The organism is Brevibacillus sp. FSL K6-2834 (genome assembly GCF_038592925.1).
Lineage (GTDB): Bacteria > Bacillota > Bacilli > Brevibacillales > Brevibacillaceae > Brevibacillus > Brevibacillus borstelensis.
In genome coordinates this window covers 3,319,140-3,332,702 of record NZ_CP151945.1, presented here as the reverse complement: position 1 = coordinate 3,332,702, position 13,563 = coordinate 3,319,140, and the positions used below count along the sequence as shown (strand labels likewise).

The window sequence follows — 13,563 nt, the reverse complement described above, 5'->3', positions numbered from 1 at the left end:
CTTTGGTCGGTAATTTCAGAGAGAGGTATTCTACAGGGGTGGGTCATTTTCATTCCGGCGAACCTGGGTCAATTTTAACCCGGCGGTGACACAATCGGACAAGCAATCTCCAAAACAATCACGATTAACTTTCCGTCCGATGCAAATATAAAAGAGTACAAGATTGACAATGGAAACTGGACGACCTATACCACACCGCTCACGCTGACAAAAAATGCAAACATCTACGCAAGAGCTATCGATATAGCGGGTAACGAGAGTGTTGCCTCACATTTCGTTACGTCGATAGGCCCGCCCAATCCGATTGTGAATGTTTTAGAGCTGTCTGAAGACAGCGTAAGAGTAACAGACACCCAAACGTACCCTGAACTTGTAGAACGTCAGTTTAGCATTCTAAAAGGTGGTCAGATTATCCAAAGTTCAAGCTGGATTGACGAAGCAGAATATACCTTCAATGGGCTTGACCCTAACACTATATATGATGTTAAAGTCGATGTCAGATTCAAATGAGGAGTGTGGTTATTGTGAAAAAAGGACGTCAGATGGCAATTCTAACGCTGTTAGGTTGCTTTTCTTTTGCTCAACTTTCGTTCGCTGCAAGTGCGGTTTCTACGACGACTGTTAACGTGGTAACTTTGGCGAAGACTCCATCTAACTTGACATTGGACACGGAGGCAGCGACAGATACGTCGCTGCCTTTGCTTTGGGATGCGAATGGAAACCCTTCAAATACAGGGTATACTCTCGAAATGTCTGAGGATCAAACCGACTGGACGGTTGTGCAGGACAAGGGCATTGACGATATGGAAGAAACGGTTATAGGATTGGCGGGAAACAAGATGTACTACTTTCGGGTTTCCTCGTACAACCAGGATTCACCTCCGAGAACAAACGGGGAGTACCTGACCGGTCAATTCTTGACAAAACCTGCAAAACCGCCAGCACCAACTGGAAGTGTCGATGGCCAAACCATCACGGTTAACTGGGGGAACGAGCCTGGTACGACGACCAAACTGTTTGACGGCAAAGATCAGCAACTCACGATCGATGACGGAGACACAAACAAAATATTGGCCGACTTAACACCGGATACCGCATATGAGTTTTACATTGTTCATTCCAATACGACAGGCGATTCAGTGCCATCAGATAAAGTGAAGATCTGGACGGATGCCAAAGATCCAGCTAATTTGCGAGTGACTGCCAGCACAGAAACGTCTTTGGCAATTGCGATTGATGCAAACGGGAATCCGTCTACGAGTCAATACAAATATCGTATCACCACAATAGATGGTACGGCCATTGATGAAAGTGACTGGACTACAGACCTTACCTACAACTTTAGCTCTTTGTCGCCCGGAAGGTATAAGGTATACGCAAAAGCCCGAAATAACACACAAAACCCGAATGTGAAGGAAACGGCCGAGATCGAGCTGGTGACGGGCACTGTACCGGCTGCACCTTCAGTAGAGACTGTTCCGACAGAAGACTCGATCACAGTAACTCTTACACCGAATTCGGATTCGACGAATGTTGAATTCCGAATTGTCCTGCAGGATGAAAACGGTCAAGAAGTCGCGGTTACCGACTGGGCTCAACAAGGTACGGGATGGGCCGCCTCGGAGCTGACGTACACTTTTACCGGTTTGCAGCCTAATCGAAAGTACAAGGTGCTCGGAGAAGCGCGATACGCAGAGTAAGGGGGAACGAAGATGAAGCAGTCATGGAAAACAGTCGGGCTGGCGCTTGTCATCTTAACCGGCCAACCTGTTCAGGTAATGGTAGCGGCCAATCCGTCAGCTGTATCAGAGCACGAGGAATGGACCTTGGCAACTGTACCCACTTTGTCTGTAACAGGTGTATCTGGAAATACGCACACCGTTCAAATTGAAACGAATAACCCATTGGGAACGGAAATGAAAATTGAGAAGTCGGGAGACCCCGACTTCTCTGTTTTTGATGTCGTGCAGGATTGGACGCCGCACAATGACAGAGATACGTTTACGCTTGATCTGCAAGATGCGGAAACCGTGTACGTCCATATCAAAGCACGAAATGGTAAAGGGATTGAGACTTTATACTCGGAGACCCTTACACTCATTCAGGCACCAGCCATGCCCACCTTGGCTTCTCAAGAAAGTACCGATCGGAAAGTCACTCTGATTGTAAACCCTGTGCAAGGGGCACATGTGTACAAGGTGAAACGCTCCGACTGGGATGAGCCCAAAGTGTTTACAGATTTAACATTTACAGATGATACAGTTTTACCAGGAAGACCGTACACGTACGAGTTTTGGGCCGAAAATAGTGTCATGAGCAACAAAAACACGATTACCATTTGGACCAAGCCGGCGCCGCCGATCTTGAAGGTTCAAAACGTAACCACGACGAGTATCACGTTGAAAGTTGACCTCAATGGGAATTCGGATGATGTTTTGATAGAGGCTAAACGTGAAGGAGGAAACCCTGTTGTAAATGGAACCATGATCGAAGAAACCGGACTCAAGGAAAATACGGAATATACCTATGAAGCCCGGGTTGAGTCTTCCAATCACGAGTATTCCGAATGGGTTTCCAAAACATTCCGGACAGGAACGATGCCAGTCACTTCTGACCCCGATCAGGAATTTGACAAAGCTGCGGAGGACATCTTCTCCGAGGTTGTATACCAGGTGGACGCTGACGATAAAGGCGCATGGGTCGATGTCTCCGTGACAAACACCCGAGGAATGGATGTTCGTGGGACGATCAACGGGGTTACCCAACTCTTAAGTGCCACGCCCGTTCGATATGGAGACCTTGAGTGGAACAAGGAATACCTTCTAACGGTCGTGGTGAGCGATGGCACCAGAATGAGGGAAAAGCAGTATCCGATTAAAACTCCGGAGAAAGGGACAACAGAAGAAGAGGCATTCCGTAAAGAAGCAGCACAGTTTATCCAATCGATCAATCTGATCGCCGATGGTCAGCTCAATTCCGGAAAAGCCTGGATCGACGTTGAGGTACCACAAACAAACTTCGCCGTGACAGCAACCATCGAAGGGTTTTCTCAAGAGATCACAAAAAAAGCACGCTTTGAAAATCTGGATGACAACACTGTCTATGTCGTTTCGTTCGAGGTACGTAACGGCAAATACTCGTATCGTGCACAACGGGAGATTACAACCCCAAACCGAACAACTCCGGAGGTGGTAAACATCTCGAAGAGCGGAAACCATTTGCAGATTGAAGTTCTCACTCATTCAGAATTGAAGAATTGATCGACAGTAGCCCTCGTCGTAAGAATGACGAGGGCTTTTTACTTGGGGTAAACAAATTGCATATTTTCGTATAGGTGTAAATCAATATCCATTAAATATTTTCTTGATTTAATATACTCGACAAAATGAAAAACGTCACAAGGTTTGATAAAGGAGCAGGTAATGTGACAAATTTTAAGTAAGCTTGACAAAGTCGAAAGAAAAATTAAACCAACTCAATGATGTAGGAATAATCTATATTTTGTGCAAAAAGCTTTAAAACACTAAATAAACCGCAAGATATTGTGGTTAGAAAACGTATGTTTGATAGAAATGATTGACCGGTTTTAAACATATCCCTTACAATTGTGTATAACAAAATAACCCAATGATTGGGGCTCACTGGGTTATTGGTGGCGGTAGAAAGGATAAGCCTACATAAAATGAGCAGGAAAATTTTCCGCCAATGGTCATTCATCTTCATTGTATATATTCTATATGACCATGAATATTCCTGCTCCCTTTTCATAAAAATTATGGGAGTGTGGCAAAAATGAAAAAATCTACTTACAGAGAAATTCTTCGTAATGATGCAAGATACCGATACAACTACAATCCGTTACGCGTAATTCTCAACGAAAGCCTAATGATTGTTAAGGGTTACGTATCTGAGCAAGAAAAGCGAGAGATCCAAGAGATTTTGGATCAAGAATTAACTGAAGACTTTAAATTGGGTGGACATGCTGACTATGATCATCTTTTGGATCAGGTGAATGATTATCCTGACTTTGAGACACAACGGCAAGAGGATGTAAAACTCTGTTCGCTGTTTATAGACCTTCGCAACTTCACCAAACGGGCGCTGTTTATTGATGATCCTGGAGTTGAAACACTGGAAGAGATTGCAAGCCTAAAACAACAAGCGATTTCTACTTGGATTAAGCTTGCAAGGTTTTATCAGGGGCATATACACTCCATTACCGGTGACGGAATCATGGTACTATTGGGCGGGGAACAAGACTATGATAAGGACGAATGGACGGTAGGTGCACGTGCGTTTTTACTTGCTTTGCGAATCCTTGAAAGTGCGGATCATTTAAATGAACAACTCAAGCAAACACTAAAAGATAAGGGGAAAGAAGCTCATATACAAGCAGATAATCTATTAGACATCAAGGTTGGAATTGAGTATTCTCCAGAGACGTTAATGAACCCGCAAGGCGTGATTGTCAATGTAAACAATCAGAAAAAGCCAATCGGAGAAGTAAAGGCTACTTCATTTGAGATCGACTTTTCCGCTAAGCTGTTAGGCTATTATAATAAAGCAAAAGGAGAATTAGACGGCTCCCCTAAATATGGAAGAGTCCTCTTGTTTGGTGATAAATACAAAGAGTTAATGGATTTTAAGGAGGATGTAAAGGTTAATAAAATCGCAACATACGAGAAGACGATGTACAACGTTAAAAAATGTTACAACGCCCATTATATTGATTGTAAAGACTACAAAGATAAAGTCATTAACGTTGAAGATGTCGCAAGTATATGTAATGTGTATGACGCTTCAGAAGCGGCAAAAATGGCAAGTATTAGTATTATGCGGGGAGAAGAGAAGGTTCAACATGGATAAACAACGACAAATGGCAGAAGCTGAGTTATTACAACTCGGCTTCTCTTTTATCAACGAAAATACACTGTCTGGTCGGGTTCCACAAGACGGGGATGTTCATGGTGTATATATACAGGTCGAAATTTCGCTTACCGGTTTTCCGATTAAACAACCAGAGGTAAGGCTCATCTCCATTAATGACGATAGTGAACTGTATAAAAGTGTTCCAAAAACGTGGAGACACTTGGATGAATTTATTTTTTCATCCGACCCTAAAAGTACCAAATTTTATATCTGCTCCATGCATAACTGGAGCGCTAGGTCAGATCGTGGTGGAAAGTTTATTTATGAGCGAATATTAAGCTGGCTTCAGTCCAATGTAACTAACAATTGGAATGTGGATGAAGATCTACCAACCTGGAGAATCATCCCTCAGTTTAGCAATGCGATTATGTACCTTCCTGATTATTTTTTACAGGAGCTAAGGAAGGAAGAGGCGAAGACTTTTTTTTCGATGACAGCTTTTCATACACCATATGTTTTTACTTCTGGAGGAGAAGCATCTGGTAAAAAGGAAGGGAATTCCTATCCAATTAATGAGATTAGTTTTCAAAAACGAATATATTACTTTTTTCCAGAGTCTCCTAAAGAACATCCGTTTACCCATTTGATGAAAGCTAAATTGGGAGACGCATTCATCTCATCAAAGTTACTTCTTGTGCGATTACCTGGAAATTACTTATTTAAGACGCTCTATCAGCTTCTTAAAACTATTCAACAAAACACGGACCTAAATAAAATTTTGGAAAAGTCACAAAATATGCCGGTTATCGTTATGTATAGAGGAGATAAAGGTCGCGATGAGGCTGTGGCTTTTCTTGCCAGCAAAGAGTACATTGAAGGGAAAGAGGATTTTCAGATCCATTTAATGAAACTGGAGAGTATGCCCAAAAGACCAATGGCGATAGATATGACAGTTGGGCTACTTGGCGTAGGTTCCCTCGGAAGTCAGGTTGCAAGGCTTCTTTCGCAAAAAGAGACCAGGAGAGTTGTGATGAGTGACCCTGACGTACTTTCCATGGAGAACATCGGTCGTCATGAATTGTCTCCATTTTATCTCGGTCATTTAAAATCTAGGGGCTTGGCATTTGAATTAAATACTAAAACCTTGAGTAACAATTTTTTTTACATGAATGAGGACGAAAAAGTTATTGGAATATCGGACATCCTGGTAATAACCGTTGGGGATCGGCAGGCATTTGACAAGCTTGCATTTCGTAAACTTCTCGGTCATTCAAAACCAATTATTTGGGCATGGTCTTCCCCCAATAATATCCTACAAGAAATTGTAATCACCACATCAGTGACAGGTTGCCTTAACTGTTATTATGCATTAACAGAAAGTGATAAAGAGCTAGCCACCTTTCAAAAAATTGCTTTGGAAGAGATAAAGGCAGCTACATCAATAGAATTTGATATCTGCGGGAATCCACATACGATCTCACAAATGGAGAAAATGGATTTTTTAGCTACCCAAATCGTATCAATCCTTTCTTATTACAGCAGACATGGGCGATTTCCATTTGACTTTGTCAACTATTATTGGGGAACAGATGAAATCATTCCAAGAGCAAAGGTCGGCTACGTACAATGTCATCCAGCCTGTACTTGTAAGGGGGATAGATAAATATAGATGGAACGAAAAGTGTATTTAAAATCTAATTCCTATGAAAAAATGAAACAATTAACAGCAGCCTATCCGGATGTAGAAAATGGTGGCTTACTTTTTGGGAGAATGAATCCTTCGTGGATAAAAATTCTTGATGTGTCCGACGCAGGTGAAAAAGCAATTCGCACAAAAACGGGTGTTGTTTTTGAAGCGAATTATTTGCAGCAATATACACAAGAGAGATTACGAGAGGATTTATTTGTCATAGGCACATGGCATTCACATCCAGCCCCTTTTGGTTTAGAGCCCTCATTTGTCGATAAAAAAACCATGACGCAGTTACTTCGTTTATTTTCGAAACCGTATCTTCCTGTTTACTTCATAGTTAAGTTGGAGGAAGGCGAGTTTTTGGCAAACGCTTATACCATTAACGATCAAAATACCATAATGAAAGAAGCTTACATTGTTTTATAAAAGAAAGCAGGAGGTTAAAATGGAAGAAAAGGATTTACATAAGTTTCGCTTTGATTTACTGACAAAAGCGATAGAAGATACACAACACACCGTTCGCTTCACGGACGGAAAAGCGGGGGCAGTTATTACTTTTTGGGGAATTGTCCTAACAAGCATATTGCGGACAAATGAAAGTTGGTATCCCTGGTTGAAAGCAGTTGATGGTTTTCTTGATCGCTTTTTTGTGTACAGTTGCATCTTCTTTCTGTTGTTTTTCTTTGTTAGAAGTATTTGGATTGCATTAAAAGTAATAACACCGAAGATAAATCCACTAGCCCAAATTGACTGTACGGGTTACGAACCTAAAGGGCTATTTTACCTTCATCAGTTGGATAACAGCATAACAGGTAAACATTTATTTCATGATCGTGCACTTCCTAAGTTAACGATGACTACAGCTGACTATATGGAAAAACTAAAGGATACTAAGGCAGAGGATATCTTATGTGAGCTTGCCATAGAGCTACAGAAGGTATCATTTATTCGAAATGTGAAAGTAGCTCGAGTAAACGATGCGATAAATTCCGTCAAGTTATTTTTGGTTGTATTCGGGGTTATATTTTTATACGGTTTCTGTGATACATTTTTCAGATAACAAGCGGAGGTGGTTCCTATTCAATTGAACGTAGAACTGTTTATCGTCCTGTACATTTTTCATAAAATCGCCGATTACTTGTTTCAGACAGACGGACAAGCTAGGCTCAAATCGGAGAACTGGGGCTACCTTATTCGACATTGTGCAATTTATACCGCTACGGTTCTAGGTGCAGCCTATCTATTCCTTGGATACTTTAGTTGGGGAGCCATTTTTCTGGTTTTTTTCAGTCACCTTGTCATTGATAAAAGGGATTTTCTTTATTGGTGGGCTATGTATGTAAAAGGTATTAAGCAGCTAGATCATCCATCGACTGGTAATGTAATGCTTGAACTCGACCAAGCATTTCATTATGCTGTCCTTTTTATCGTTAGTCTTACTTAGTTCAGTTTATGCGAGATTCTTTGCATTCATAAGGCAAAAACCCAAATACGTTCCTGACTTAATGACAGGGGCTTTATCTTTGAACAGGGTTGAAAGAAAAATGCTTGCTCCCATTCACAGGATATGGTAATATAAGTATTGACAATAAGTAAGTGCCTAAATTGTGATCTCCTATAAATTCTCAGGTACTTGCAACTCAAGACGATTACCACAGAAGGAAAGATCTCAGTAACAGGATTGGCTACATGAGGGCTTATTAGCTTCAAGGGGGATCTGCTTTTTTTCTCCAGTGATTTGTGGTATCCTAATAACAACACAGCGGTGGGACGTTGCCCGTCTTGAATAATAACCAAGGCGTGGCTCACATTGTGGGGGAGTAGGTTACCATGTTGCCAAGCCCAAGGGTGATCTACTGTTATTCTTCAGGGTTTTGTGGTATCTTAAAAACAACAGCATTTGTGCACACTAAAAAAGACCAACAGCGCGGCAACGCTGTCGGTCTTACACAATAGCCGCCCTCAAAGGCGTCGGCTCATATTCTAGGAAAGTAGATCACCATGCTGCCAAGCTCAAGGGTGATCTACTTTTTTCTTCCGATGTTCAGCAGTGTTACGACCAAAGCGATCAACGCAACAACAAATGTTCCAAACTGGATCATCAGATTCATTGCGTCGTGTGCTGACATCATGGATCTCACCCCCTTCCCTGATGGGGTAGAGAGTGAGCCGACCACCCTTGAGGAGCCGATTCTATTGTGCAAACCATATTATACCATGGATTGGTAGATTCAGCCTCAGTCTCTCCGAGACTGGGGCTTTTGCTTTTTTATAGAAGTAATTTATGACAACTTTCAAAGGGGGAGCGATTATGAAATAATGGGAATTGTTAGGGGGAAATCGAAAATTTAATTTTTCATGAGGTGATAATGTATGAAAAAGATTCGATTTGCTCAGTATCTCCTTGGAGCAGCCCTCATGATCGCTGCCATCAGTCCGGTTACTGTTTTGGCGGACAGTAAGGACATCCAGGTGAAAGTGGACAATGTCTCTGTCCAATTCCCAGACGCAAAGCCGTTTATCGATCCATCTACCAGTCGGACGATGATCCCGATTCGCTTTGTCAGTGAAAAACTGGGTGCCTCAGTAGAGTGGGATGGAGCGAAACAAACCGTCACTATGAACAAGAATGGAAAACAAATCTCGCTCAAAATCGGGGAAAAGAAGGCAGTCGTGGCTGGCCAAGAGATCACATTTGATGCAGCAGCGACGCTGCAAAATAATCGTACGTTCGTTCCGCTGCGTTTTGTCAGCGAAGCCTACGGTGCAAAAGTCGATTGGAAGGCAACTGAACGACTTGTACTAATCACCACAAAACTGCCTGATGAGACTGGAACTCCAGGTACGGCAACACCAGGCACCGGCCAACCAAGTGCAACCAATCCTGGAAGCGGAAACATGTCGACTACACCCGGCAGTACAGGAGTAGGGACGAAAGTTGGTGTGGATGGGCAGTTTACGGTTGTAGCTCCGTCCGATCCGGACATGTTGTTGCGGAAAGATCCGGTGACAGAGCCGGCTATTGAGTCGTTTATTGCGAGTCTTAAGTACGAAAACGGTATTGTAAGTGGAAAAATTCCAGAGCTACCGGCAGGGCACACAATTAACTTTCACTATAAGGACACTAGTGACGGTAAGTGGGGTAATCGTGCAAACGACAGGGATTTTAATAACCTAAAACCTGGAGATACTTTCTCTGCAAAGGTTGTAGGTACAGGTGGATATCTTTCTTTCGGTCTGTTTAAGGGAGCCGAAGGGAAAAATGGCGTAGTTGTCAATTTGCCAGAAATGACAGTTGAATGGGAGGCAAGACGATGAAAATTCGCTTTGTCTTCATTCTTGTGATTATCGCGTTATTAAGCTCTGTAGCGATTGCTTTAGCCCAAGCGACCTACCCTTACGGAGCTTTTAATTTTGGGACGAAAGATATCGTTCTAAGAGGTAATTTTTCTAAGAGTGGGTTGCAAGGTATACAGCAAAGAAAATCTACTGTAAACCGCCATGATTTGCGGTTTCACAATGAAATCAGTGGCCAAACTAGCGACTACATTCAAACTGTGCAACATGACATTCAGGAGATGTTGCCAACTGACGACTTCAAGGATCGACGAGGTTATCATATCATACCGTTGGATGAGGGATTAGTCAAAGATTTGGCTACCAAAGCTAACGGGAATGCTGAATGGGTATGGAAACAGGTTAGTAAAAATCCCCCTCATCCATATGTTCAGGAATATACAGTTGACAGGAAATACAAGTACATTAACATCGGTGCAATCGCCTATTTAAGTGGCGGTGGTGATCCGGAAATGCAATCAGCAGGTGGAGATGGAGTTACATCTCCACTTTTTCGTACGACTTATAAAACAACACCATGGCCATCAATCCCGATCCTGGAACAAAACTCGAATGGAAGTCTGCACATCAAAGCGTTGGCCCACTCGATTTTTGATACAGCTATCACCGGAGTTATCACCGTCAACGGAACGGCTACGAAGCAGCTCTTTTCGAAAAATACGCCAGTCAGCAACTACACGGTTACTTATGAGGGAAATGTCCCTTTATCGGAATTGCCTGGTCTAAAGCAGGGCCAAAATCAAGTCACACTCGCGGTCAGTGACAAGTTTGGGAGAACCGCTTCCAAATCGATTGTCATCCAGACTGGAATCGTACAAGGCTGCCAACCGGTTCTTGTGAAGATGAGGGATGCAACGCAGAGAATTTACTTCCCGGATGTGTCAGACGGATCGACCATCAAATACGGAGGGCCGCTCGTTTGGGGGCTGCAGTATAACTCCGCGGTTTGTTCCATACTTGAATCTGTAAACAAAAACAACGGCATTGCCGACAAACTGAATCAACCCATTCGGGTGTCGGACATTCATACAAGCATCTTTATGAACCGATGGGAATTCAAGATTGGGAAGAGCAAAAATGGGGTCATCTTAGAAAATCACTCAAAAGATACGAAGCCATTGGTGGCCTATCTCCTTGAGACAAAAGGAGAAAAGGTCTTGAAACGGTATGTGGTGAACAAAGGCCAATCGGTGGAGATCGTTCTTTCCGCGAAAAAGTACAAGGGGGAATATTCCATCCAGTTTCCGTCTCCATTGGTTGACAGCGGCTTTTGGGCTAAGGCCACAGCAACTAGTGATGGAATGCCGGCCAGTTATACGTATCCGGATCAGGTAAGGGGAGCCATTCAAGCGATTGTTAATTTCAAGAAGTGAGAGGTGGGATACTTGAGGAACAGACAAAAAACCTTGCTCCCTTTGATCGTGATTGCGTTCCTGATGGTCATGGTCACGGTTCTTCCCGCGTCCGGATTTTCATCGAGCAAGCCTCCTGTGATCTATTCGCTGACGATCAATGGACAAAATGCTCCGACCGTATACGCGGACGTTGGAGAAGTGAGTTATTCGATTTTGTTGGAAAGCTTTTCGGCGAACAAGAAGGTGTTAGTCTCCCTGGAGTACCGGAACACTGAAACCAATCAACTGACAACAGTATTTGAAGAACAATGGCTTGAAGAAAAGACAAACTCCGGAACCTTTGCACTTCAAAAGGGAACGTATGAGGTCACGCTTCATGCGAAAGACGAAGAAGGGAATGTGGCGCAACCATATACGGTTACGGTTATTGTAGGCAGCGACACAAACTTGAAACTGCTTGAGGTGAGTCCCAATCCGATCCTGATCAAACGAGATAAGGAGACAAGAGATGTTTCGGTCACCGTGGAAAATCAATCACCAAATCCGAAAACAACGCAGGTAGCATGGAAATGGGAGGGGGATCAACAATGGCAGGAAGTCAAGGAAGTAACCTTACCGGGGAGGTATGAGAACCTGGGGCGCCAAGCCATATCGTTTTCCATCACGTTTGACATGCAGGGGAAAAAGGAAAGAGCAATGGAATTCGAGGTGAATCCCGATCACAATCCGTTGGAAAAAGATTACGGGGATAATCACGCGAACACGCTCGTTCAGTTTGACTTCCCAGACTTAGAAATCGGGGAAGGTATATTGACCGCTAAGACAGCTACTGGAATCACAGTCGAATTTCCTGTGAAGCAAAAGGATTTGCCGGGACGTACCCAAACGTTGGTCACATCCATGGAGTACGGTTTGGGGGCAGAAGCAACAAAATTGGGCGAGATCTCGAATATCTCGCTTGGGGTTGGGGAAGAAAAAATCATTTCGGCAACGTTTCCACTACAAAATACCGTATATGCCCGGCTCAATCCACATGAGAATGCTCCTCCTGTTGAGTTGTATGGATTCCATAACAACTTGGAAGTCACCACGCTTGATTTGACGAAGAACATGAATCTGTACGTCAAATCAGTCAAAGGTGGGGTTTATCGTCAGGGAGACAACGTTACGACAGTTGTACAGGTAGGAAACATACCAGATAGTATCATGCCCGAAGCGGTCGATCTCGTTTTGCGTTTCGATGGAAAGGAGGTTGGCCGACAATCCGTTCATCTGAATCCGGGAGAAGAGAGGGAGGTTCCTTTCGAGTGGAAGACACCTGTAACCGGGAAATCTGAAAGGATGACATACAAACTGGAGGCCGAGATTCATCCTCTGCCGCGGAGATTTGACGAGATTACGTACGCGGACAATATCAAATCTGCGAGTGTTGTTTTGCTGCCCGAAGAGGTGGTCGGGGCAGCTTGTCGCGGGGCAAAGGTCCAGACGACAGCGGTTTCGGGCACCTATGAGTACTATTGCAATTGTACACCCACTGGCTGCAGCATTTGCACAGGAAAGTACTATGAGTCCATCGTCGTTACACCGGAGTATCAAACGGCAACAGTGAAAGCAGGGATGGGTTTTGCCTACAAGCTGAAAACGGAGTACCACAACTCCAATCCCCACAATGGATCAAACCATGATTTTTCCAAAATCGTGGCGGAGTTCGATACGGAGGAGTACCAAGGAGATACGATCGTCCTGCCGTCAGTTGAATTGGTGCCTAAACACGCTCCGCCGGTATCAGAAAACATTTGGCAATTTCCACGAGCCAAGATTGAGCGGGGGCAGAAGGACATAGAGGCCATCGAGTATCTTCACACGCTTGATCCATTGGAAGTCGATGAAAGTCAGTACGTGGATGGGCAAAACAAGTATTACACCAGCTTTTATCAAAAGGATGGAACGTATCCTTTTGTGGTGAAGGGTGAAGGGGCAGGAGTAACCTTTATCACTCACACGGATATTAAGGGCAATACGACGGTAACCCCTGTTTCTCCGCGTCTCGCCACATGTATTGACCAAGCATATAACATTCAAGGAAGCCCCCATGATGATTATATCTATCGACGGGTCGATCCAAACAATCCAAATCCCCACAACATTCGGCCGGGATGGGATTGGCTGGAACACGAATGGTACTTCGATGAACTTGTTCCCTGGTACAACAGCAACGGAAAGGAAAATTCCAACGGGATTGAGGTTGAGGAATTCTCCGTCTACCCACATGAAGAGCGGAGGTGATCA

The 13,563-nt window shown here is 43.6% G+C and carries 11 protein-coding genes; 10 read left to right on the top strand and 1 reads right to left on the bottom strand.

All coding sequences use genetic code 11. The features are described from left to right. Positions 1-749 precede the first annotated feature (749 nt). From NST96_RS16490 to NST96_RS16460, 7 genes are all read left to right on the top strand, one after another. Entirely contained in the window at positions 750-1,700 is a 951-nt protein-coding gene (locus tag NST96_RS16490) for a fibronectin type III domain-containing protein (RefSeq protein ID WP_342404221.1), read from the top strand. Between the two features lie 12 nt (positions 1,701-1,712). After that, on the top strand, positions 1,713-3,260 hold the full coding sequence (locus tag NST96_RS16485) for a hypothetical protein (protein ID WP_342404220.1): 1,548 nt from the start codon (positions 1,713-1,715) through the stop codon (positions 3,258-3,260). 532 nt (positions 3,261-3,792) lie between these two features. Then, positions 3,793-4,866, top strand: coding sequence for a hypothetical protein (locus NST96_RS16480; RefSeq protein ID WP_342404219.1), 1,074 nt, complete (start codon positions 3,793-3,795; stop codon positions 4,864-4,866). Continuing rightward, positions 4,859-6,532, top strand: coding sequence for a hypothetical protein (locus NST96_RS16475; protein ID WP_342404218.1), 1,674 nt, complete (start codon positions 4,859-4,861; stop codon positions 6,530-6,532). Before NST96_RS16480 ends, NST96_RS16475 begins: the two co-directional genes overlap by 8 nt. A gap of 6 nt (positions 6,533-6,538) precedes the next feature. Then, entirely contained in the window at positions 6,539-6,988 is a 450-nt protein-coding gene (locus NST96_RS16470; protein ID WP_238504154.1) for a Mov34/MPN/PAD-1 family protein, read from the top strand. A gap of 19 nt (positions 6,989-7,007) precedes the next feature. Continuing rightward, on the top strand, positions 7,008-7,622 hold the full coding sequence (locus NST96_RS16465) for a hypothetical protein (protein WP_342404217.1): 615 nt from the start codon (positions 7,008-7,010) through the stop codon (positions 7,620-7,622). A 24-nt stretch (positions 7,623-7,646) separates the two neighbouring features. Then, a complete protein-coding gene (locus NST96_RS16460) occupies positions 7,647-8,006 on the top strand; it encodes a DUF3307 domain-containing protein (RefSeq protein WP_342404216.1) in 360 nt (119 codons plus the stop codon). Positions 8,007-8,586: 580 nt separating this feature from the next. Here the strand turns inward: NST96_RS16460 and NST96_RS16455 are convergent. After that, positions 8,587-8,694, bottom strand: coding sequence for a putative holin-like toxin (locus NST96_RS16455; RefSeq protein ID WP_035296997.1), 108 nt, complete (start codon positions 8,692-8,694; stop codon positions 8,587-8,589). A gap of 241 nt (positions 8,695-8,935) precedes the next feature. Between NST96_RS16455 and NST96_RS16450 the strand changes: the two genes are divergently transcribed. The 3 genes from NST96_RS16450 to NST96_RS16440 are packed head-to-tail and all read left to right on the top strand — an operon-like array spanning position 8,936 to position 13,560. Beyond that, the gene (locus NST96_RS16450) at positions 8,936-9,880 is read left to right on the top strand and encodes a stalk domain-containing protein (protein ID WP_342404215.1); all 945 of its coding nucleotides are present in this window, start codon (positions 8,936-8,938) and stop codon (positions 9,878-9,880) included. Further along, a complete protein-coding gene (locus tag NST96_RS16445; RefSeq protein ID WP_342404214.1) occupies positions 9,877-11,292 on the top strand; it encodes a hypothetical protein in 1,416 nt (471 codons plus the stop codon). The genes NST96_RS16450 and NST96_RS16445 overlap by 4 nt, the downstream gene beginning before the upstream one ends. Positions 11,293-11,304: 12 nt before the next feature. Further along, positions 11,305-13,560, top strand: a complete 2,256-nt coding sequence (locus NST96_RS16440; protein WP_342404213.1) for a hypothetical protein — start codon at positions 11,305-11,307, stop codon at positions 13,558-13,560. Positions 13,561-13,563 lie beyond the last annotated feature (3 nt).

Coding starts and splice junctions, on each gene's coding strand:
- NST96_RS16490 (WP_342404221.1), top strand. CDS start 750: ATGTCTGAGGATCAAACCGACTGGACGGTTGTGCAGGACAAGGGCATT.
- NST96_RS16485 (WP_342404220.1), top strand. CDS start 1,713: ATGAAGCAGTCATGGAAAACAGTCGGGCTGGCGCTTGTCATCTTAACC.
- NST96_RS16480 (WP_342404219.1), top strand. CDS start 3,793: ATGAAAAAATCTACTTACAGAGAAATTCTTCGTAATGATGCAAGATAC.
- NST96_RS16475 (WP_342404218.1), top strand. CDS start 4,859: ATGGATAAACAACGACAAATGGCAGAAGCTGAGTTATTACAACTCGGC.
- NST96_RS16470 (WP_238504154.1), top strand. CDS start 6,539: ATGGAACGAAAAGTGTATTTAAAATCTAATTCCTATGAAAAAATGAAA.
- NST96_RS16465 (WP_342404217.1), top strand. CDS start 7,008: ATGGAAGAAAAGGATTTACATAAGTTTCGCTTTGATTTACTGACAAAA.
- NST96_RS16455 (WP_035296997.1), bottom strand. CDS start 8,694: ATGATGTCAGCACACGACGCAATGAATCTGATGATCCAGTTTGGAACA.
- NST96_RS16450 (WP_342404215.1), top strand. CDS start 8,936: ATGAAAAAGATTCGATTTGCTCAGTATCTCCTTGGAGCAGCCCTCATG.
- NST96_RS16445 (WP_342404214.1), top strand. CDS start 9,877: ATGAAAATTCGCTTTGTCTTCATTCTTGTGATTATCGCGTTATTAAGC.